17 protein-coding genes and 1 pseudogene are annotated in these 21,848 nt (G+C 45.4%); 17 read left to right on the forward strand and 1 reads right to left on the reverse strand.

What is annotated here, in order from left to right; genetic code table 11:
• A partial coding sequence (locus A1QO_RS02245) for a penicillin-binding protein 1A (RefSeq protein WP_038126551.1) occupies window positions 1–2,173 on the reverse strand: 2,173 nt, incomplete at its 3' end.
• A gap of 140 nt (window positions 2,174–2,313) precedes the next feature.
• Here A1QO_RS02245 and pilM point away from each other — a divergent pair.
• From pilM to astD, 17 genes and pseudogenes are all read left to right on the forward strand, one after another.
• Window positions 2,314–3,312 (forward strand): type IV pilus assembly protein PilM, encoded by a 999-nt coding sequence (gene pilM / locus A1QO_RS02250; RefSeq protein WP_017039287.1) that lies wholly within the window; start codon window positions 2,314–2,316, stop codon window positions 3,310–3,312.
• Entirely contained in the window at window positions 3,302–4,027 is a 726-nt protein-coding gene (locus tag A1QO_RS02255; protein ID WP_017039286.1) for a PilN domain-containing protein, read from the forward strand. The genes pilM and A1QO_RS02255 overlap by 11 nt, the downstream gene beginning before the upstream one ends.
• Window positions 4,020–4,610, forward strand: coding sequence for a type 4a pilus biogenesis protein PilO (locus A1QO_RS02260; RefSeq protein WP_017036113.1), 591 nt, complete (start codon window positions 4,020–4,022; stop codon window positions 4,608–4,610). Before A1QO_RS02255 ends, A1QO_RS02260 begins: the two co-directional genes overlap by 8 nt.
• Window positions 4,600–5,115 carry a pilus assembly protein PilP gene (locus A1QO_RS02265; RefSeq protein ID WP_017036112.1) on the forward strand — a complete coding sequence of 172 codons (516 nt, stop codon included), beginning with the start codon at window positions 4,600–4,602 and terminating at the stop codon, window positions 5,113–5,115. Before A1QO_RS02260 ends, A1QO_RS02265 begins: the two co-directional genes overlap by 11 nt.
• 119 nt (window positions 5,116–5,234) lie before the next feature.
• Window positions 5,235–6,851, forward strand: a pseudogene (locus A1QO_RS02270) (type IV pilus secretin PilQ); the annotation flags it as partial.
• Between the two features lie 188 nt (window positions 6,852–7,039).
• Window positions 7,040–7,558 carry a shikimate kinase AroK gene (gene aroK / locus A1QO_RS02275; RefSeq protein ID WP_017036110.1) on the forward strand — a complete coding sequence of 173 codons (519 nt, stop codon included), beginning with the start codon at window positions 7,040–7,042 and terminating at the stop codon, window positions 7,556–7,558.
• A gap of 25 nt (window positions 7,559–7,583) precedes the next feature.
• The gene (gene aroB / locus A1QO_RS02280; protein ID WP_017039285.1) at window positions 7,584–8,690 is read left to right on the forward strand and encodes a 3-dehydroquinate synthase; all 1,107 of its coding nucleotides are present in this window, start codon (window positions 7,584–7,586) and stop codon (window positions 8,688–8,690) included.
• Between the two features lie 40 nt (window positions 8,691–8,730).
• Window positions 8,731–10,224, forward strand: a complete 1,494-nt coding sequence (locus A1QO_RS02285) for an AAA family ATPase (RefSeq protein ID WP_017036108.1) — start codon at window positions 8,731–8,733, stop codon at window positions 10,222–10,224.
• A gap of 69 nt (window positions 10,225–10,293) precedes the next feature.
• On the forward strand, window positions 10,294–11,139 hold the full coding sequence (locus A1QO_RS02290) for a Dam family site-specific DNA-(adenine-N6)-methyltransferase (protein WP_017036107.1): 846 nt from the start codon (window positions 10,294–10,296) through the stop codon (window positions 11,137–11,139).
• Window positions 11,140–11,305: 166 nt separating this feature from the next.
• On the forward strand, window positions 11,306–11,980 hold the full coding sequence (gene rpe / locus A1QO_RS02295) for a ribulose-phosphate 3-epimerase (RefSeq protein ID WP_017036106.1): 675 nt from the start codon (window positions 11,306–11,308) through the stop codon (window positions 11,978–11,980).
• A gap of 120 nt (window positions 11,981–12,100) precedes the next feature.
• Entirely contained in the window at window positions 12,101–12,787 is a 687-nt protein-coding gene (locus A1QO_RS02300) for a phosphoglycolate phosphatase (RefSeq protein WP_017036105.1), read from the forward strand.
• A gap of 125 nt (window positions 12,788–12,912) precedes the next feature.
• Window positions 12,913–13,929, forward strand: a complete 1,017-nt coding sequence (trpS, locus tag A1QO_RS02305) for a tryptophan--tRNA ligase (RefSeq protein WP_017039284.1) — start codon at window positions 12,913–12,915, stop codon at window positions 13,927–13,929.
• 343 nt (window positions 13,930–14,272) lie between these two features.
• Window positions 14,273–16,870: an ExeM/NucH family extracellular endonuclease gene (locus A1QO_RS02310; protein ID WP_017036103.1), complete on the forward strand. Its 2,598-nt coding sequence runs from the start codon at window positions 14,273–14,275 to the stop codon at window positions 16,868–16,870.
• 147 nt (window positions 16,871–17,017) lie between these two features.
• The gene (locus A1QO_RS02315) at window positions 17,018–17,596 is read left to right on the forward strand and encodes an aminodeoxychorismate/anthranilate synthase component II (RefSeq protein WP_026026742.1); all 579 of its coding nucleotides are present in this window, start codon (window positions 17,018–17,020) and stop codon (window positions 17,594–17,596) included.
• Window positions 17,597–17,972: 376 nt separating this feature from the next.
• Window positions 17,973–19,208: an aspartate aminotransferase family protein gene (locus A1QO_RS02320; RefSeq protein ID WP_017039283.1), complete on the forward strand. Its 1,236-nt coding sequence runs from the start codon at window positions 17,973–17,975 to the stop codon at window positions 19,206–19,208.
• An 85-nt stretch (window positions 19,209–19,293) separates the two neighbouring features.
• The gene (astA, locus tag A1QO_RS02325) at window positions 19,294–20,313 is read left to right on the forward strand and encodes an arginine N-succinyltransferase (RefSeq protein ID WP_017038796.1); all 1,020 of its coding nucleotides are present in this window, start codon (window positions 19,294–19,296) and stop codon (window positions 20,311–20,313) included.
• A gap of 68 nt (window positions 20,314–20,381) precedes the next feature.
• A complete protein-coding gene (gene astD, locus A1QO_RS02330) occupies window positions 20,382–21,839 on the forward strand; it encodes a succinylglutamate-semialdehyde dehydrogenase (protein ID WP_017036099.1) in 1,458 nt (485 codons plus the stop codon).
• The last annotated feature ends 9 nt before the right edge of the window (window positions 21,840–21,848 follow it).

Below are 21,848 nucleotides of genomic sequence, written 5' to 3' on the forward strand. Positions count from 1 at the left end.
CGGTTTTACCGCCGATATCTCGGCGTTTGAGTGGTTGTGCTCGCCACCCTGTACCGTTCCACCCTGTACCATCACGCCAGTTGCCGCCACCCCAAACATTGCTGTACATCATTTCGCGCATTAAGAATGCGGTTTGTTCAGAGATAACTTGCGGTGCATATTGAGGTTGATTAAGGTCGACATCCTGCTCCATAAATTCATTGCTACTATCACTGTCAGGGGTAGTGAGCATTTCACAGTTTTCGCGACATATTGTTTTTGGAGTAGCTTGCCATTCAATGTCACCAAATCGGCTCTCTACACGGCCAATATAAAATGGGTCGACATAATAACCGCCATTAGCAAACACCGAGTAGCCTTGGGCCATTTTCACCGGAGTGAGACTGCCTGCGCCAAGTGCTATCGTCTCCGAGCGGGGAAGCTCATCAATATCAAATCCAAAACGGGTTAAGTACTCGCGAGTCTCGTCGAGGCCAACCGCTCTTAACACGCGAACCGCCATGACGTTTTTAGACTGTGCTAGACCAATGCGAACGCGAGTCGGGCCTGTATAGGTTGGTGGTGAGTTTTTAGGGCGCCATGCGGTACCTTGGCTTTTGTCCCACTGGTTGATCGGAGCATCGTTCACTAGAGTCGCCAGAGTCATGCCTTGATCCATTGCTGCGGCATAGATAAATGGTTTAATACTGGAGCCCACTTGTCGAACCGATTGAGTGGCGCGGTTAAATTTGTTGTGCACGAAGTTAAAGCCACCGACGAGTGACAAAATAGCGCCGTTTTCTGGATTCATCGCTACAAAAGCCGTATTGGCATTAGGAACTTGGCTTAAACGCCAGATAGGTTCAATACCGAGTTTGGCAATGTCGTCATTGCTATCGTCAGAGGCAATCTCTGAATTCACTTCATTTTCAAGGATCGGATCGGCCTGTTCTGCGGTGTTACGTACCCAGATTTGTTCACCCACGGATAAAATATCTGAGGCTGCCTTTGGTTCTGGACCTTGGCGGTCATCGGTTAAAAAGCGACGAGCCCAATTCATTTGCGCCCATTCGACTTGTTGCGGGCCGTGATTTTTCACCCAAATAGACGCGGTGTTGCCTTGAATATCAGTGACGATGGCAGGCAGCAATGCGCCATAAGTCGGTTCTTTTGCTAGGTGACGTCGAAATTCTTGAGCAGTGTTCAGTGTTGGCGCTTTTGTCCATACCACTTTTTCTGCGCCTCGGTAACCATGACGCTCATCGTAGGCCAGGAGATTATCAATCGCGGCCTTATTGGCGGCCTCTTGTAATTTAGAATCAACCGTGGTGTAAACGCTCATACCTTGCGTATAAGCGGCTTCGCCATGTTGTTCAACCATCCAAGCGCGTGCTAATTCAGCCACATACGGCGCACTCAGTTCTATTTCTGCACTGTGATAGCGCGATTCGATGACTTCAGCTCTCGCGTCATCAAATTCGCCTTGAGTAATGTAATTCTCATCGAACATGCGTCGCAGTACCACATTACGTCGATTCGTGGCTCTTTCAAGCGAGTAAATCGGGTTCATGGTCGATGGCGCTTTTGGCATGCCGGCAAGCGTGGCTAATTCACTGAGTGTTAGCTCGTTGAGATCGCGCCCGAAGTAGGTTTGCGCTGCGGCGCCAAAGCCATAAGAGCGATAGCCCAAGAAAATCTTGTTAACGTATAGCTGCATGATTTCTTGCTTGCTTAGCGATTGTTCAATCCTAATTGCCAGGAATATCTCTTTGATCTTTCTTATTATTTTCTTCTCATTAGACAAGAAAAAGTTACGTGCCAGTTGCTGAGTGATCGTACTTGCCCCTTGCTTTGCTGATCCTGACATCGCCACGACGACGGCGGCACGAGCAATACCAATCGGGTCAATACCGTAGTGGCTGTAAAAACGGCTGTCTTCGGTCGCGATGAGGGCTTCAATTAAGTGCTGAGGAATATCTTGATATTCAACGGGGGTTCGGCGTTTTTCTCCAAACTGTGCGATTAATTTGCCATCTTGACTGAATACTTGCATCGGAGCTTCAAGCTCAACGTGTCGTAACTCTTCTACGTCTGGTAGATCAGGTTTTACGTAAAAGTAGAAACCAATGATCGTACTGACTCCAAGAATCATGCAAACCAATGTGAATATAAATAGTCGCTTTATGAACTTCACCGAAGAATCCCTGATTAGTAGAGGTAGCCAAAGAGCAACCCCTTGTATTCTAAAATAAAAAATAACTTAGTTTTATATGACGGTGCTAACGCTAGCAACGATCTCTATTGTTGGTCAATAGAGCCACTGGAGCAAAACACATGGGTAAACCATTAATAACTGGTATAGATATTGGCCACTATAGTATTAAAGCCGTGGTCTTAAAGCCAGCAAGTGATGACTATTCAATCGTAAGTTTTAAAGAATTGCCCATTTCAGGTGATGTATTCTCTGATAATCACACCGTTAATCATCAACAAATTGTCAATAAGTTAAAAGAGCTACGAAAATTTCTCCCCATTTGGAGTAAAAGAGTCGCGATTGCGATCCCTGATAACGCAGTGATCAGCAAATTACTGCAAATTGATAGCGATCTTGATGAGCGTGAGACAGAGTTTGCCATCTATCAAGGCTTCTCCCATCAATCCCCTTTTCCTATCGAAGAACTCCGTTTGGACTTTGTTCGGGTTGATAACGACAGCAAAACGCCGACCGCTGCCTATCAAGTTTATGCCACTAAAAAAGAAGTGGTTGACAGTCGTTACCATTCAGTCAAAAAAGCCGGATTTTCTCCGTTAGTGTGTGATGTTCAAGCTCATGGGTTAGTGAGCGTTTGGCGGCAGGCGGCAAAAAAGACAGCCCACCCAGATTGGTTGTTGGTGGATGTTGGTTACACCCAAACATCTTTGTGTATGGACTTTGATAATAAGGCTCATTTTAGTAAAGAGATTGCCCTAGGTACACAATACATGGATCAAGATCCGTCATCGATGGGTTCTTTACTTGAGCAGAAAACGGATCAATTTAATCAGTTGATGATTGACCGAATTCAGCGGCAAATACAAATGTTGCTGTCCGTGAACGGTGATTCATCAGTCAAAGGGATTTGGTTATCTGGGGGCGGCGCGACAACGCCAATGTTGGTTGAGGAAATTCAGCGTAGGCTTTGTATTGAATGTCAGGTTCTAAATCCTCTCGCTTTGTTGGGGCGCTCACGGACTAGAAAGCCACATCATTATAGTGATTTGCATGGTTTTAATACCGCAGTGGGAATCGCAATGAGAGGTCACGATTGGTTGGAGGTTCAACATGCTTTATAGCGTAAACCTTCTACCGTGGCGAGATGAGAAGCGTAAAAAACACAAAAAACGATTTTTCAGCTTGATCGTGCTGTCACTTCTGGTCTCTTTTTTACTGCAATATGTGGCCGGTTGGTACTTCATCGCTGAACTTAATCAACAGCAAGGGCGAATTAACTATTTTACCCGATACATTGAACAACTCGATCAAAAAATCAATGAGCTGAAGCTAACCGAGCAAGACCATTCGGCATTACTCACTCGATTATCTGTCGTGGAAGAACTGCAATCCTCGCGCAATAGAAGTACTGAATTTATGGTTGAAATACAGAAGTTGGTACCGGAAGGGGTGTACGTCGACAAGATAAAAATGAAGGGTAATGAAATAGAGATGAAAGGGATCAGCGATAGCACTGCGCATCTGGCGACGATGCTCGATAATCTCGAAAAGTCTGCATTTTTAGAAGATGTCTCAATGCACTCTATCATCCATGATCAAAAGCGTTTTGGTCAAAGCTATCAGACTTTCGAAGCGTCTTTTCGCATTGCAGTGACCGATGAACGTCCTCTCGATGATGGTATTAGCCAAATGAGACCGAGTAGCAAGACACTAAGTGGCCAGATACCGAGTGAAAAGATAGCCGATAAAGAACGCCGCCGTGCAATGTGCTTAGCGATCTTGAATGTTCATCACTGTGTTGAAGAGCTAGATGGTATGGGGGTTCTGCATGGTTAATTTTCGAGACCTGGACATCGATGAAGTGACAGAATGGCCTTTATTGCCTCAGATGTTGGTATTGCTGCTGCTCCTTATTCTCTTACAGGGAGTCGGTGGCTGGTTTTATATTTTACCTAAAATGGAACAGCTTGAAGTATTGAAAGATGAAGAGCAAACACTGAAGTCAACCTTGCGAATAAAAGCCAATAAAGCGGCCACTCTACCCGTATTACGTGCTCAGCTTGATGAGCTAGAAGAGCGATACGATTACCTGTTGCGTCAGTTACCGGAACAGAAAGAGTTGGCAAGCATGTTGGCATCGGTCAATGAATTTGGTTTAAAGAATTCACTGACCTTTACTCGTATCGATTGGGGCCAAAGGCAGAATCAGACGTTTTTGTATCGGTTGCCTCTCAACTTTGAATTGACGGGAAGTTACGACAACATCGGTCATTTTTCAGAGGCCATTGCGAACTTACCAAGAATCATCGTTCTTGAAGACATTGATTGGCAGCGAGTGAGTCAAGAAAGCAGCACATTACATTTTCGGGTCCGCGCTTATACCTATCAATTCAAAGCGGAGGTCAAAGATGAAGGCTAATGGTTTTTTTCTTTTTCTCTTCGCGGGCTTTCTGAACGGTTGCCAAGCCAACAATGACTCGATCGATGAGTATATTCAGGCCATTGAATCCCAGGCCCGTAAAGAGGTTGTTCGCCTAGAGCCCGTGATTATGTTTCAAGCTTCCGCTTACCAGAGTACCGAGCTTCGTGAGCCGTTTTTTTTACCCAGTGCAGCACTGGTACAAGAGCAGGCGATGGTTAAAAAAGATTGTTGGCAACCCCCAAAGCGAACCAAATCAGGGCCGCTTGAACGCTATCCAATGAGTAAGTTGAGATTAAAAGGCGTCATGGGGAGTGCGAATAGCGTGTCAGCGCTCGTCCAAACGCCTAAAGGTCAAGTGATCAACGTGAGTGAGGGTCAGTTTATTGGTCTTAATAACGGCAGAGTCACTAGAGTGACATCTCATTATGTGTTGATTAATGAAACGCTGCCCGATGGCCTAGGTTGCTGGAGTAAGCGTAACGTCAAGCTTGCTCTTAAATAGAATTATTTGTTTGAGATATCATCATGATTAAAGGATTAACAATGAAAATAGCGACAGTTTGTTCGTTATTCACCGTCACTCTACTGAGCATTCTACTCTTCAGTGTTAATGTGCTGGCAGCTGACACCAATCAATTGAAAAGCATTGATTTTCGGGTGGATGGTGACAAAAGCGCACGCATAATTATCGAGCTAGCCAGTCCATCTTCGGTTGTTGATTTGCAGAAGGTGCAAGAAGGGCTGAGTATTGAGCTACTGCAAACCGATGTCAGTGATGAGCAGTTGTATCTACTCGATGTCAAAGACTTCGGCACAGTGGTGCAGAATATTGAGGTATTTCGTAAAGAGCCGAGTACTTTGTTGGTGGCGTCCATCAGTGGTGATTATGATTTTAACTACAGTTTGAAAGGGAAGTATCTTGACGTTGTGGTGACTCAAGCCAAAGCCGTTCAAAAGCCCAAGCAGGCCAGTCTACTCGAAAAAGAAGGCAAGCTGATTTCAATAAACTTCCAAGATATCCCGGTAAGGAATGTCTTGCAGCTCATCGCCGATTACAACGCATTCAACTTAGTCGTGTCTGACTCGGTGTCCGGTAATCTTACCTTGCGCTTGGACGGGGTGCCTTGGCAACAGGTTCTTGATATTATCTTGCAAGTCAAAGGGCTGGATAAAAGAGTAGAAGGGAATGTTATTTTGGTCGCGCCAACCGCAGAGCTTGATTTGCAAGAACAGCAAAAACTCGAAAAATCCCGCCTTGCTGAGGAGTTAGGCGATCTCTCTTCCGACATTCTCAAAATTAACTTTGCTAAAGCTTCTGATATTGCCGATATGATTGGCGGAGATGGCCCTGTGAGCATGCTGTCTGATCGTGGTTCCATCAGCATTGATGAACGAACCAATTCTTTACTGATTCGCGAGTTGCCTGACAATATTGAGATTATTCGTGACATTGTTTCTTCACTTGATATTCCTGTAAAGCAAGTGCAGATTGAAGCTCGCATAGTGACCATTAATGAAGGCAACATGGATGAGCTCGGTGTTCGTTGGGGGTTTACTCATACCAATGGGAATAATACCGCAGGGGGATCGATAGAAAGTAACTTATGGCAAGTAGGCGCGTTGGCGGGGGATGAGTTGCCCATTGATGACTTTCTCAATGTTAATTTAGGCGCGACGTCAGCGAATGCTTCATCAATTGCGTTTCAAGTGGCCAAATTAGGCTCAGACATGTTACTTGATCTTGAACTGTCGGCATTACAGCGTGAATCGAAGGCTGAGATTATTTCTAGCCCCCGCTTGATTACTACCAATAAAAAACCAGCCTATATTGAGCAAGGCACCGAAATTCCGTATCTAGAGTCCTCGTCTAGTGGCGCAACGACCGTGGCATTTAAAAAAGCGGTCTTAAGTTTGAAAGTCACCCCTCAAATCACCCCAGACAATCGTTTAGTGCTTGATTTAAGTGTGACTCAAGACAGGCCGGGAGAAATCGTTAAGACGGGAACCGGGGAGGCGGTGGCGATTGACACACAAAGAATTGGAACTCAAGTACTGGTCAATAATGGGGAAACCGTGGTGCTCGGTGGAATCTACCAGCACAGCACCACCAATTCGGTAGATAAAGTGCCATTGCTTGGTGATCTACCATTATTGGGGGCGCTTTTCCGCCGAACTTATGAACAAAAAGGCAAAAGTGAACTGCTAATTTTCGTGACTCCGAAAGTAATTCTCCAGTAGTGGGGAATAAATAATCGCGATCAACAAAAAATAAAGTTGCATTAGTGTCATCAGATCTAGATAATTTCGGGTCTTATCACGAAACATCTGTGAGGAATAGGTGCCACAAGCAACTATAAGACTTGAAAATTTCAGGTTACTCTTGTGGCGATGTCATTGAATTAACGTTGTAAATTACTGCTAAAAACATGGCTGAGAAACGCAATATCTTTCTTGTTGGCCCAATGGGCGCCGGCAAAAGTACAATTGGTAGACACCTTGCTCAACAACTGCATATGGAGTTTTTAGACTCAGATACAGTTATTGAAGAACGCACAGGTGCTGATATCGCATGGGTTTTTGATGTTGAGGGCGAAGAAGGCTTCCGTAAGCGAGAAGAATCTGTCATCAATGATCTAACTGACAAGCAAGGCATTGTTCTTGCGACAGGGGGCGGCTCTGTAAATAGTAAGGATAACCGTAATCGTCTATCTGCACGTGGCATTGTTGTTTACCTAGAAACAACAATTGAAAAGCAACTTGCGCGTACAAATCGCGACAAGAAGCGCCCGTTGCTACAAACGGACAATCCGAGAGATGTATTAGAATCTTTGGCGGGTGAGCGCAATAACCTCTACGAAGAAGTAGCGGATTATACCGTTCGTACCGATGACCAGAGTGCAAAAGTAGTAGCCAATCAGATCGTAAAAATGCTAGAAGAACGTTAAGTCGTTTTTTATCGGAGAGCAAACCATGGAACGGATTACGGTCAGTTTGGGCGAGCGAAGCTACCCAATCTCTATCGGTGCCGGATTATTTAATAATTCGGCACAACTTTTTTCTTCTTATATCGATCAAGCATTCTCTGCTTATCAGAAAGTAGTGGTTATCAGTAATGTGACCGTTGCTCCGCTTTATGCCGACCAAATTTTGGCTCAGTTTAAGCAGCTTGGTTGTGAAACCTCATTACTCGAACTTCCCGATGGTGAACAATACAAGAGCCTCGATACCTTTAATCAAGTCATGACCTTTCTGTTAGAAGGCAATTATAGCCGCGATGTGGTTGTGGTAGCACTGGGTGGTGGTGTGATTGGTGACCTTGTTGGCTTTTCTGCTTCGTGCTATCAGCGCGGTGTGGACTTCATCCAAATTCCTACGACATTATTATCGCAAGTCGACTCTTCTGTCGGTGGGAAAACGGCGGTGAATCATCCACTTGGCAAAAATATGATTGGTGCCTTCTACCAACCTAAATCTGTCATCATTGATACCGACTGTTTAGCTACCCTGCCTGAGCGTGAATTTGCAGCGGGCATTGCTGAAGTGATCAAATATGGCATCATTTACGATGTCGCTTTTTTTGAGTGGCTAGAAATCAATTTAGATAAACTCTACGCCCTTGATAAAGAAGCATTAAATTATGCAATATCTCGTTGCTGTGAAATCAAAGCTGAAGTCGTCGCTCAGGATGAAAAAGAGTCGGGTATTCGTGCTTTATTGAACCTGGGTCATACATTTGGTCATGCCATTGAAGCGGAACTAGGGTATGGTAATTGGTTGCATGGGGAAGCGGTTGCATCGGGTACGGTTATGGCGGCGAAAACAGCACAACTGCAAGGATTGATTTCTGAGCAGCAAGTTACGCGAATCATTTCTATACTTAAAAATGCAAAGTTGCCGGTACATACCCCAGAAAGCATGGTTTTTGGTGATTTTATGAAGCACATGATGAGAGACAAAAAGGTATTGGCCGGAGAACTTCGCTTAGTGCTACCCACCAGTATCGGTAGTGCTGAAGTCGTTAAAGGTGTTCCTGAATCTGTACTTGAGCAAGCCATTGATTTTTGTCGTAGTATATAATTTTATTTTATAGACAGTCTTCTGTCAGTAGGACGGCCTAATGAGTTTAACGCATGAATCACGTGTGTTGGAATTAGAGTCTCAAACCGAGTTGCTAGAGCGTTTACAGCTATTGACTAATTTCGGCTCCAATCTTGTCACCGTCGGTGGTGAGATTGGTGCGGGAAAATCGTGGTTGGCGCAACGTTACCTAGAAGCTTGGGCGCAAGATAAAAATCAGTCATTGCTGATGTGTCACCCCAATCAAGATGACTCTCAACGCCGTTCTACTATTTTAAATCAGATCATTTCCAACTCTCTTTTTAGCCCCCAAGATTCCCTCGTTGATAGCCTTGAGCAAATCTTAGAAGGCGAACCTTGTGATCTCGTCATTGTGGTTGATGATGCCCACTTATTGACCGAGTCGTTTATTTCAGAACTGTGGATGTTGGTTCTTGAAGCGCAAAGCAATCCCCATTGGAGCATTAACGTCGTTCTGTTTGCTAAATCCAATAGCATCGAGGGTTTGCTAACCCGTTTAAGCTACGGGCAAGAGCACAAACCGATTGAATTAGAGGTTGATTCACTACGTTCAGAAGAGGCGGAGCGGTTCTTTGAATTTCTTGTCATTCGATATGTGGATGATAATCTAGAAAAACGAGTTCGTCAGGTGTACAAAAAGACCCCGCCTTTACCGGGTGCAATCATGGCATTAGGAGATCATAAAGTGGAAAAACGTATCATCATTCGTTCAATTGTCGGCTCTCCTGGCAAAATTGCTGCACTCATTATTTTACTCTTGTTGATTATTGGTGGTGGTTACTATTGGATGATTAGCCAGCCTTCACCCGATGAGAAAGCGCAACAGATAACCGATAGCCTTGAACAGACCGTTATCCCAACGCTTCCTAGTGTGTCTTCATCGGTTACGACGATGGATGGCGAGTTGGTTACCAATGAAAACCAAGGTGGTGCTGAACTTGTTGATCCTAGCTACCAAGGTGCGATTGATGACAGTATGTCGCTCCCACCGGATGTGGTGGACGAAACGGCAAGTGTAGGGCTCGCTGATGATGATCAGCAACGTGTCGTGATTAACTCGGATGTGGTTGATGCCCTGTTAGATGATAAACCGGCGGACACCAGCACGATTGACAATGCCATTACAGACGCTCAGCAACAAGCCGATGAGGGTGTTGAAGCAGAATCTGTGATTGAAGCCGAATCCGCACCGAGTGAAAAAATCATCACATTCTCATTTTCTCGCGAGGCATTGAAGGCATTTTCACCGCGTAGTTACACGCTCCAACTCGCCGCCATGAACTCGTTAACCGAAGTCCAAGAATTTATCGAGCAGTACGCTATCGAAGATCAAGTTCGTGTTTATCCAACCATGCGAAATGACATCGAGTGGTATATTGTGACTTATGAAAACTACCCAACGATTCAGGTTGCCAGAGACGCCGTCGATACACTGCCAGAAGCGCTGCGTGAACTTGGGCCTTGGGCGAAATCAATGAGTCAGGTTCATAGAGAAATCGATCGTGAGAAATAACGCTGAGCTTAATGCGAAAATATGTTACATTTCGCAGCCTTATTTTGTGGTGGATAGACAGAGCAGTAAATGAAAAAGCAGCGTGCCTTTTTAAAATGGGCGGGTGGAAAATATGGCCTCGTTGAAGATATTCAGCATCACCTGCCTCCTGCTCGTAAGTTAATAGAGCCCTTTATTGGCGCTGGTTCCGTTTTCCTTAATACAGATTTTGAGCAATACCTGCTGGCTGATATTAACCCGGACCTCATTAACTTATACAATCTCTTAAAAGAGCAACCCGAGCTCTATATTTCAGAAGCCAAACGTTGGTTCACTCCACACCATAATCAAAAAGAGGTGTACTTAGACGTACGCGCTCAATTCAATGCAACCGATGATGTGATGTATCGTTCATTGGCCTTTCTGTACATGAACCGTTTTGGCTTTAATGGCTTGTGCCGTTATAACAAAAAAGGTGGGTTTAACGTGCCGTTTGGGTCATACAAAAAACCGTACTTCCCCGAAGCTGAACTAGAGTTTTTTGCGCAAAAAGCAAAGAAAGCGACCTTTATCTGTGAAGGTTACGTTGAGACATTCAAACGGGCTCGAAAAGGCTGTGTAGTTTATTGCGACCCTCCTTATGCACCATTGTCGACGACATCCAACTTTACCTCATACGCAGGAAATGGGTTCTCACTTGACGACCAAGCGGCTCTAGCGGATATCGCTGAGAAAACCGCTTATGAGCGCGGTATTCCGGTATTGATTTCCAACCATGATACAACGCTGACTCGTCGTCTTTATCACGGAGCACAACTCAACACCGTGAAAGTAAAACGAACCATCAGTCGGAATGGCGCTGGGCGCAATAAAGTCGATGAGCTACTTGCGCTGTTTTATGAAAAACAAAATCACATCGCAGACAAATCACTTTAAGCACTAGGATCTCACGACTGGCTTATGTAGAATTGCGCGCGAAACTTGTTCAATCCCCGTTTTAGTTAACTCGCGATTTGAACGGTTTATGTATCCGTTTGGTTGTTTATCCCATTAGGTATTTTAAGCACGCATTTAAGTACGAATTTAAACATAGAGGCTAGGTATGAAAGATTTTCTCATCGCTCCATCCATTTTATCGGCGGATTTTGCTCGCCTAGGCGCAGACGTTGAAAAAGTACTCGCAGACGGTGCCGATGTTGTGCACTTCGATGTGATGGACAACCATTACGTACCTAACCTAACGTTCGGTGCGCCAATCTGTAAAGCATTGCGAGACTATGGCATCACTGCACCAATCGATGTTCATCTTATGGTGAAGCCGGTCGATCGCATTATCCCAGATTTCGCGAAAGCGGGCGCGACGATGATTACGTTCCATGTCGAAGCCTCTGAGCACGTTGATCGTACTTTACAGCTTATCAAAGAACATGGTTGCCAAGCGGGCGTGGTATTAAACCCTGCAACCCCATTGTCTTGTCTTGAGTTTATTATGGATAAGGTCGACATGATTCTTCTGATGTCGGTGAACCCAGGGTTTGGTGGTCAATCGTTTATTCCTCATACTCTTGATAAGCTTCGTTCTGTTCGTAAGATGATTGATGAATCTGGCCGTGATATTCGCTTAGAGATTGATGGTGGTGTTAAAGTCGATAACATTCGAGAGATCGCTGAAGCCGGCGCCGATATGTTTGTTGCAGGTTCTGCAATATTTGGTCGTCCTGATTACAAAGAAGTCATTGACGAAATGCGCGCTGAGCTTGCAAAAGTTAACGCATAAAAGTAGAACTAAGGTCTGTTGACCTAAAACCAAAAATTTAAATTAAGGGGGGCGCATTGCCCCCTTTTTTACGTCTTGTAGCTCAACCTTTAAGACGAACATAATAAATAGGAAAGTAAGATGCCATTAAGCTCAATAAAACTGATTGCCTTCGATTTAGATGGAACTCTGTTAGATAGCGTGCCAGATCTGGCGATCGCTGCTGACCTTGCTGTCAAAGCCTTGGGTTTCCCATCTGTAACGGAAGAACAAGTTCGTGATTATGTTGGCAACGGTGCAGACATACTGATTGGCCGATCCCTCAGCCAGAATTTAATCGTGAATCCAGAGTTGAGTGAAGAGACTCGCCGTAAAGCCCGCATCTTGTTTGATGACTTTTATGAGCAAGGGGGTCATAAGCTGAGCCACCTTTATCCATCGGTTAAAGAGACCCTCGCGGCGCTCTCCAAAGCGGGCTTTACTATGGCTATCGTGACCAACAAGCCGACGAAATTTGTGCCGGACGTGCTGGCTCAGCATGATATTGCTCAGTACTTTACTGATGTCATTGGTGGCGATACTTTCGCGAACAAAAAACCGGATCCGATGGCGTTAAACTGGTTGCTAGAAAAACATGGCGTTAAAGCGGATGAAATGCTGATGGTCGGGGATTCGAGTAATGATATCAAAGCCGCCAAAAACGCCGGTTGCTATTCATTTGGTCTTACCTATGGTTATAACCACGGTGAGCCGATTTCTGCGTCTAACCCTGACTATGTGGCTGATGATATTGGTCAATTGCTCGAAGTCGTTCTCGTTTCAGCGTAAAGCTCAGAAAAGTTACGACAATCCTCTAGTAATATACTTGCCAATGAGTACACTGCTAAAACCGTGTTGATCAATTCGACACGGTTTTTTTAATTAATCATTATGAAGTCAAAGGAATCATTAGCATGAGCAAGCCCATCGTATTGAGTGGTGTTCAACCATCAGGTGAACTTAGTATCGGTAACTACTTGGGTGCTCTACGTCAGTGGCAGCAGATGCAAGATGATTACGATTGTCAGTATTGTGTTGTCGACCTGCACGCCATTACGGTTCGTCAAGATCCAAAAGCGCTGCATGAGGCGACTCTAGACGCATTGGCCATCTGTCTTGCGGTTGGTGTTGATCCAAAGAAGAGCACGCTATTTGTTCAATCACACGTCCCAGAACATGCTCAACTTGGTTGGCTTCTTAACTGTTACACTCAAATGGGTGAACTGAGCCGTATGACTCAGTTTAAAGATAAGTCTGCACGTCACTCAAACGACGTAAATGTAGGTTTATACGATTACCCTGTGTTGATGGCAGCAGATATCTTGCTTTACGGCGCTCACCAAGTGCCAGTAGGTAGCGATCAGAAACAACACCTAGAGTTAGCGCGTGATATTGCGACTCGTTTTAACAACATCTACGGCCCTGAAACGCCAATCTTCCAAGTGCCAGAACCGTACATTCCACAAGTGAATGCTCGTGTAATGAGCCTGCAAGATGCGACTAAGAAGATGTCTAAGTCAGACGATAACCGTAAGAATGTAATCACTCTGCTAGAAGAGCCTAAGTCGATCATCAAGAAGATCAATAAAGCTCAGACCGATGCTGAAACGCCACCACGTATCGCTAATGATTGGCAAAACAAAGCCGGTATCTCGAACCTAATGGGTTTGTACTCTGCGGCAACGGGTAAAACGTTCGAAGAGATTGAGGCTGACTATAAAGGCGTTGAAATGTATGGGCCATTTAAGAAAGATGTGGGCGCTGCATTGGTAGAGATGCTTGAGCCGATTCAATCTGAATACCACCGGATCCGTGCTGATCGTGCTTACATGGACGCAGTAATGAAAGCGGGTGCAGAAAAAGCGTCAGAACGCGCTGCTGTGACACTGAAAAAAGCGTACGAAGCGGTGGGTTTTGTTGCCCGCCCATAAACGAATGCTGAGTCTTCGTTGATTCTATAACGACAATAGCACCGTGATTGTTCAAAGCCTTTAGCCATGCTAAGGGCTTTTTTATTTATAAATCCATCAGTTATCTACAGGCCCCCACCAATCCTCTCTTTCCGTTTACTTTGCTTGTTGAAAGCATGCGCTCCATTCAGCTATTTGATTTGTATATGAGATCGAGATCTCGATAAATAGGGTGAATGTTTCTATTGCTTACATAAAAGTCCAACACTGAGCGGGCAAAATAAAAACGACAATTCAATTAACGTGACATGGAACACCATCTTAAATGCAACACGACATTCTTGATGGTACTCAGAGGTAGATAATGGAAACCAAATTTACACGTAGCTTGCTTGCTCTTGTGGTGGGTTCAACGCTGGCTGCACCCGCACTCGCTGATGTGATTCTTTCTCAATATGTGGAAGGCACCAGTTACAACAAAGCCATCGAAATTGCCAACACCGGTGATACCGCCGTGAGTTTAGATGGCTTTCAATTGGCTAAATCGAGCAATGGTAATGGCTCATGGGGAAGCACTTTGTCTCTTGCCGGCAAAGTGATTGAGGCGAATCAAGTCTTAGTCATTTCTCACTCAAGCGCAAGCCAGGCGATACAAGATGTCACCAATGAGAATAACGGCTCAGTGGTGAACTTTAATGGTGATGACCCGATAGCACTGCTCAAAGCTGATGGCAGTGTTCATGACATGCTAGGCATTATGGGTGATGTCGATTGGGGTAAAGATGTGACCTTGGTTCGTGCCGAGCTGACCCCTTCTACCACTTACCAAGCATCTCAATGGGTGGCACTAGCCACTGACAATATTGAAGGGTTAGGGGCGTTGGAAGCGGTTGAATTGCCACAAGCCTTTGCTTGTACTCAAAACGATTCAACGCCCGTCTTTACTGCTATTCAAGATATCCAAGGAGAAGGGGCTAGCTCTCCGTTTATCAGCGGCTACCCATATATTACGGATGAGGAATATTTCGTCGAAGGTGTGGTGACGGCGGTGACCACAGGGCTGACGAAAGGGTTTTATCTTCAGGCCTTGAATGACGACTATAATTCAAGCACATCGGAAGGATTGTTTGTTCATACTAATTCATCTCAATCAGACTTAGTGGCTGGTGATATTGTTTGTGTCAAAGGTAAGGTCCAAGAGTATTACAGCCATACTCAACTCAAAGTGGAAAACAACAACTGGATTAAGGTCAGTGACCAAACGGCACCTTCAGCGGTTGCCATTGAAATACTAGAAAGCGATGAGAATTTCGAACAAACTCTAGAGCGCTATGAAGGCATGTTAGTCAAAACCACAGAAGCGCTTGATATGCGTGTGACGCGTACATTTGGCTATGACTATGCCGGGCGTCGTAACAATATGGTGCTGGCGCAAGGTGAAATTAATATGCAGCCAAACCAATTGTATGCGGCAGGCTCTGAGCAAGCGAATGAGCAAAATCAGCGTAATAAACTGGCTCGAGTATTTGTTGAGACCGATCAGAAAGCCCCCAACGGACAGATCCCGTACTATCCAGACTTTGGCCGCACAGATATCGATCAAAATGGGTCAACGGAAGATTACATTCGCATCGATGATTCGATTATTGGGCTAGAAGGTGTTTTAAGTTACAGCTACGGCGAGTATCGACTCATTGCGACCAATCAATTGAGCCGTGATAATTTTGTTCGCAACGATCCACGTACTGAACGCCCTCAAATGAATCGAGGGGATTTACGTATCGCGACGTTCAATGTGTTGAACTACTTCAATTCTCCATTTGGTGGTGATGCGAATTTACATGGCGACAACCGCGGTGCAAATAGCTACGAAGAGTTTGAAGTTCAACAGCAAAAAATCGTCAATGCTATTTTGTTGCTTGATGCCGACATCATTGGCTTGATGGAAATTGAAAACAATGGGTTTGGTGCCAGCGGAGCGATTACGCAACTCGTCGATCAAATTAACTTGCGTATCCCGAAACAAAAAGATCACTATAAATTTGTGGCGATCGATTCGAATCAAGACGGTGAGACCAATCATCTAGATTCCATTGGGACCGATGTCATTACTACGGGTGTGATTTATCGCAGTAAGGCGGTGAAGCTAAAACAGAGCCGCGTGATTGCGATGCCAAGTCAGCTAGCACCTGAAGTGATCGATGATAAGGGCAAAGTGATTGAAAGTGGTAAAAACTATCAACGTGATTCTCTTGCTCCTACGTTTAAAGTGAAAGGAACGAAAGAGAAAATCACCGTTGCAGTGAATCACCTTAAATCGAAAGGCTCAAAATGTTGGGAAGATGCGGCTCCGATTGAGCAAGGCGGTCAAGGCGGGGTTGACGCCGACAAGCAAGGGTCGTGTGAAAACTTCCGAGTTGCTGCAGTGGTTGCGTTAGGTGAAGCACTGGAAGAGATCAAAGGGCACAAAGTCATTCTTGGTGATATGAATGCGTATGGTAAGGAAGATCCAATGCTTATCCTTACCGATTACAGTGCTGAGAAGTACGGCAAAGAGATCAAAGCGGCACGTAATACCTTTATTGCGGGTGAACCACAATTTGGTGATGATGGCGCTGTGATCACCAAGAATTTCGGTTACATCAATGCGGTTGAGATGCACCATCCAAAAAGCTGGAGTTACTCATACAATGATGAAGTCGGTGCTTTAGATCACTTACTGATCAGTGAGAGCTTAGCAGAAAAAGTGGTGGACGCGACAGATTGGCATATCAATGGTGGAGAATCGACGCTGTTTGATTACAACGAAGAGTTTAAAGGTGATTTTCCGAAGTACCAAGATCACTACCGTTCATCTGACCATGATCCTGCCGTTCTAGAGTTACAGATGGGAGGTTCATTTGGCCTGGGCGCATTAGTGTCGATGTTCGGTCTGATGATGTGGCGACGTCGTGATTCTTAGCGTCTAGCTCATTCAAGTGTAAAACGTTAAGGCCAGTGTTTACTGGCCTTATTTCATTTTTTTCAGCGTTAATACTTGCCTTTCCTACTTGGTATTGCACAATACCGCCCTCTAAAGTGTTTCAATGTGTTGAGCTGTATTGTTGCCATGCTATTGATTATCGATAATTACGATTCGTTTACCTATAACCTGTACCAGTATTTTTGTGAATTGGGTGCAGAGGTTAAGGTTGTGCGTAATGATGCGATTGATGTGGCTGGAATCGAAGCGTTAAAGCCGTCACACCTTGTTATTTCCCCTGGCCCTTGTACGCCTAATGAAGCGGGTATCTCTCTTGCTGCCATCGAGCACTTTGCCGGTCAGTTGCCTATTATGGGGGTTTGCTTAGGGCATCAAGCCATTGCCCAGGTTTTTGGTGCAAACGTCGTGCGTGCTCGACAGGTCATGCATGGCAAAACATCCCCAATTACTCACACCAATCGCAGCGTCTTTCGTGGCTTAAATAACCCCCTAACGGTCACTCGATACCATTCGTTAGTGGTACAAAATGGCACCCTGCCAGACTGTTTTGAATTAACCGCTTGGACCACACTTTCCGACGGCTCCATCGATGAAATTATGGGATATCAGCACAAAACGTTACCCATCGATGCGGTTCAATTTCACCCTGAATCGATCAAAACAGAGCAAGGCCACGAATTACTCGCCAACTTCTTAGCCCGCTAGGCGGATCGTTCGATCTGACCGTGATCACTTTTCTTAACATTTCTTTCATATTATTTGCGTTGATGAGTCAGTGAAAAACTATTCGCAACATATATCCTGTTTTTGCTTATCACCTTGATACGCTTGAGTTGTTGCCCTCCTTATAGATTCAATTTAAAAAAAAGCTTCATAAAAGAACCGACTTGATGCATAAATAGTCATGTGTAGTGACTATCTGTGGATGAGCCCACGCTTGAAAAGAATAATTCACTATTGAAATGGTTAATTGAATGTAAATACAATGCTGCAGCAGTAAATATGCGAAATTTTATATTCCTTCACTTTGAGAGGGTAATACGCAGAACTGCTTGTTGGTCGTGTTAAGAGGGAATGTGCAATGACAGCTGAAAATTTTGGTTCAGGGAAAGAAAAGGTAGAACGCGAATTATTTAACGAGGTGATGGTGCCTTGTTATAACCCAATGGAAATGATTCCAGTAAAAGGGGAAGGCGCGCGAGTTTGGGATCAAGAAGGTCATGAGTACATCGACTTTGCTGGTGGTATTGCGGTGAGCTGTCTAGGTCATTGTCACCCAGCTATGGTCAACGCACTAACAGAACAAGGTAATAAAATTTGGCATTTAAGTAATGTCATGACGAATGAGCCGGCACTGCGATTGGCTAAAAAACTGACCGAGGTTAGCTTTGCTGAAAAAGTGTTCTTTGCTAACTCGGGTGCGGAAGCCAATGAAGCGGCACTCAAGCTTGCTCGTCGCTGGGCAGCGGATGTCCATGGCCCTGAAAAATCAGAAATCATTGCCTTTGAACAAGGGTTCCATGGTCGTACTTTCTTCACCGTGACTGTGGGTGGTCAGGCGGCTTATTCAGATGGTTTTGGCCCAAAACCCGGTGATATTACGCATTTACCATACAATGATATCGCGGCACTAGAAGCGCGTATATCGGAGCGCACTTGCGCCATCATGATGGAGCCACTTCAAGGAGAAGGCGGCATCATCTCTCCGACGAACGAATTTATGAAAGCGGTTCGCGAGCTGTGTGATAAATACAACGCTCTGCTTATTTTTGATGAAGTTCAAACCGGCAATGGCCGTACCGGCGATTTCTATGCTTATCAAGGGTTAGGTATCACACCGGATATTTTGAGCACGGCGAAATCACTCGGTGGCGGTTTCCCTATTGGCGCAATGCTCACCACAGCAGCGTTGGCTGAGCACCTGAAAGTGGGCACTCATGGCTCGACTTATGGCGGTAACCCACTTGCTTGTGCTGTTGCAGAAGCCGTGGTTGATGTTGTCAGTCAGCCTGAAACATTAGCGGGTGTTAAAGAACGTGAAACGCTCTTTCGTCAAGGATTGGCTAAGATTAATGATAAGTACCAAATCTTTGCAGAAATACGTGGCAAAGGCTTGTTACTAGGCGCTGCACTTAATGAGCAGTGGCAAGGTCGTGCTCGTGATGTATTAGTGGCAGCAGGTCAACATGGGCTTATGGTGTTGGTTGCGGGTGCTAATGTTGTTCGCTTTACGCCGTCTTTGGTGATTTCTCCACAAGAGATCGAAGAAGGGCTTGCTAAGCTTGATGCGGCAATCGCATCGTTAACCTCGAAATAAGTTAACAACCTATATGTATTCTTCTGAATACCGTTCAGGGGCTAGAGACTCTTTTTAGCCCCTATTGCATCAGGAGGGAATTTCGATGCTGGTTATTCGTCCCATTTCAATGTCTGACTACGATGCCTTGCATACTTGTGCAGTGGAATCAGGTCACGGTTTTACATCTCTTCCTGTTAACGAAGAACTACTGACTAATCGTATCCAACACTCTGAATACAGCTTTGCAAAAGGCGACGTGACAGAGCCGGGGGATGAAGGCTACCTAATGGTCGGCTTTGATAGTGAAAGTGGTGAAGTGGCAGGTTGTACAGGAGTGGAAGCTTCTATCGGTTGGGATGTGCCTTTTTATTCCTACCACATCAGTACTGTGGTGCACGCATCGCCTAAATTGGGCGTGAATAACGTGGTTAAATTGCTGACGTTTGGTAATAACTACACGGGCTGTACCGAAATTTGCACGCTGTTTTTACGACCAAGTTTTCGTGGTGGGCTGAATGGACGTTTGATGTCTAAGTGTCGATTCTTGATGCTGGCGGAACACCCACATCGATTCTCTAAAACCATATTCGCGGAGATGCGTGGGGTATCCGATGACGAAGGAAATTCCCCATTTTGGCAATGGCTCCAGGAGCATTTTTTCTCGATTGACTTCACCATGGCCGATTATTTAACCGGTATTGGTAAGAAAGGCTTTATCGCCGATCTGATGCCTAAGCTGCCAATCTATATCAACTTGCTGAGTAAAGAAGCTCAGGCTGTGATTGGTAAAGTTCATGACAACACATTGCCAGCACTGAAACTGCTAGAGCGTGAGGGCTTCACCTGTCGAAACTACGTCGATATTTTTGATGCAGGCCCTACCGTAGAGTGTGACGCTCGAAATATTGAGTCAGTACGTCACTCATTTCGAGCCAAGGTCGTGATTTCAGAGCACACAAGTGCTGATCATTACTTAATATCAAATACGTCATTTGAGAACTTCCGTGCCACCGCAGCAAAAGCAGCGTATGACCACGCAAGTAACACGGTGATATTAGCGTCTGATGTTGCTAAAGCATTGCAGGTTTCTCAGGATGATTATGTGCGTATGCTCGCCCAGTAACGGTTTTTATCCGTAATTTGTTTCTTCGGTAACCTAATTTTCTCAGAAAAATGTACAAGGATTTCATTATGACTCATTGGATTGGTGGCGAGTGGATCGCTGGACAAGGCGATGCGATGGTTTCAACAAGCCCATACAACAACCAGCAAATATGGCAAGGTGATAGCGCGACTCCCGCTCAGGTGGAAGCGGCGGTCACTGCGGCTCGAACCGCCCTTGTTGAATGGAAAAATCGAAGCTTTGCTGAGCGAGAGAAAGTGGTGTTAGCTTTTGCCGAGAAAGTAAAAGAACACAGTGAAGAGATTGCTGAGATTATTGCTAAAGAAACCGGCAAGCCTATTTGGGAAACGCGTACCGAAGCTGGCGCGATGGCTGGAAAGATCGCTATCTCAATCCGTGCATACCATGAGCGTACAGGGGAAGCGAGACGCGAAGCCGCCGGAAACCAAATCGTTCTGCGTCATAAACCATTAGGTGTGATGGCCGTTTTCGGGCCTTATAATTTCCCTGCCCACCTTCCAAATGGTCACATCGTGCCAGCATTGCTAGCGGGAAACACGGTGGTGTTTAAACCTTCAGAGCAAACGCCGTGGGTGGGCGAGTTTGCTATGAAGCTATGGCAACAGGCAGGTTTACCAGCTGGTGTGCTTAATCTGGTTCAAGGTGCCAAAGAAACGGGGATTGCTCTGGCAGATTCCAAAGGCATTGACGGTGTGCTCTTTACCGGCAGTGCCAATACGGGGCACGTATTACACCGCCAATTTGCAGGTCAGCCAGGTAAAATGCTGGCACTAGAGATGGGTGGAAACAACCCAATGGTGATCTCTGAGCAGTTTGGGGATGTTGACGCGACGGTTTATACCATCATTCAGTCTGCTTTCATCAGTGCAGGTCAACGCTGTACCTGTGCCCGTCGCCTTTACGTTCCGCAAGGAGAGAAAGGGGATGCATTGCTCGGTCGTCTTGTTGAAGCCACCAGAAAAATAAAAGTGGATCACCCTTTTGCTGAACCTGCGCCGTTTATGGGCCCTCAAATCTCGATGGATGCCGCTAAGGTTATTTTGCACGCTCAAGCTCACCTTCATTCTCTTGGGGGCGAAAGTCTGGTAGAAGCCAAAGCAGGGGAAGCGGCCTTTGTTTCACCAGGTATCATCGATGTGACTGCGGTCGATGAGTTACCAGATGAAGAATACTTTGGGCCGCTATTGCAAGTCGTTCGCTATGACAGCTTAGAACGTGCAGTAGAGATGGCTAACGACACTCGCTTTGGATTATCCGCGGGGCTTATTTCAACTGACGACAGCGAATGGGATTACTTTGTTGACCACATTCGTGCTGGTATTGTGAACCGTAACAGACAGTTGACCGGGGCCAGTGGTGATGCACCATTTGGAGGCCCTGGTGCGTCAGGTAATCTAAGACCAAGTGCTTATTACGCTGCTGACTACTGCGCATATCCAATGGCTTCAATGGAAGGCGACGAAACTCTATTACCAGCGACGTTTAGCCCAGGGATTGAACTGTAACTTTCTATT

This window comes from Vibrio genomosp. F10 str. ZF-129, assembly GCF_000287055.2.
GTDB lineage: Bacteria > Pseudomonadota > Gammaproteobacteria > Enterobacterales > Vibrionaceae > Vibrio.

What these genes read in the sequence shown, in the direction of transcription:
- pilM (WP_017039287.1), top strand. Translation starts at nt 2,314, where the DNA reads ATGGGTAAACCATTAATAACTGGTATAGATATTGGCCACTATAGTATT.
- A1QO_RS02255 (WP_017039286.1), top strand. Translation starts at nt 3,302, where the DNA reads ATGCTTTATAGCGTAAACCTTCTACCGTGGCGAGATGAGAAGCGTAAA.
- A1QO_RS02260 (WP_017036113.1), top strand. Translation starts at nt 4,020, where the DNA reads ATGGTTAATTTTCGAGACCTGGACATCGATGAAGTGACAGAATGGCCT.
- A1QO_RS02265 (WP_017036112.1), top strand. Translation starts at nt 4,600, where the DNA reads ATGAAGGCTAATGGTTTTTTTCTTTTTCTCTTCGCGGGCTTTCTGAAC.
- aroK (WP_017036110.1), top strand. Translation starts at nt 7,040, where the DNA reads ATGGCTGAGAAACGCAATATCTTTCTTGTTGGCCCAATGGGCGCCGGC.
- aroB (WP_017039285.1), top strand. Translation starts at nt 7,584, where the DNA reads ATGGAACGGATTACGGTCAGTTTGGGCGAGCGAAGCTACCCAATCTCT.
- A1QO_RS02285 (WP_017036108.1), top strand. Translation starts at nt 8,731, where the DNA reads ATGAGTTTAACGCATGAATCACGTGTGTTGGAATTAGAGTCTCAAACC.
- A1QO_RS02290 (WP_017036107.1), top strand. Translation starts at nt 10,294, where the DNA reads ATGAAAAAGCAGCGTGCCTTTTTAAAATGGGCGGGTGGAAAATATGGC.
- rpe (WP_017036106.1), top strand. Translation starts at nt 11,306, where the DNA reads ATGAAAGATTTTCTCATCGCTCCATCCATTTTATCGGCGGATTTTGCT.
- A1QO_RS02300 (WP_017036105.1), top strand. Translation starts at nt 12,101, where the DNA reads ATGCCATTAAGCTCAATAAAACTGATTGCCTTCGATTTAGATGGAACT.
- trpS (WP_017039284.1), top strand. Translation starts at nt 12,913, where the DNA reads ATGAGCAAGCCCATCGTATTGAGTGGTGTTCAACCATCAGGTGAACTT.
- A1QO_RS02310 (WP_017036103.1), top strand. Translation starts at nt 14,273, where the DNA reads ATGGAAACCAAATTTACACGTAGCTTGCTTGCTCTTGTGGTGGGTTCA.
- A1QO_RS02315 (WP_026026742.1), top strand. Translation starts at nt 17,018, where the DNA reads ATGCTATTGATTATCGATAATTACGATTCGTTTACCTATAACCTGTAC.
- A1QO_RS02320 (WP_017039283.1), top strand. Translation starts at nt 17,973, where the DNA reads ATGACAGCTGAAAATTTTGGTTCAGGGAAAGAAAAGGTAGAACGCGAA.
- astA (WP_017038796.1), top strand. Translation starts at nt 19,294, where the DNA reads ATGCTGGTTATTCGTCCCATTTCAATGTCTGACTACGATGCCTTGCAT.
- astD (WP_017036099.1), top strand. Translation starts at nt 20,382, where the DNA reads ATGACTCATTGGATTGGTGGCGAGTGGATCGCTGGACAAGGCGATGCG.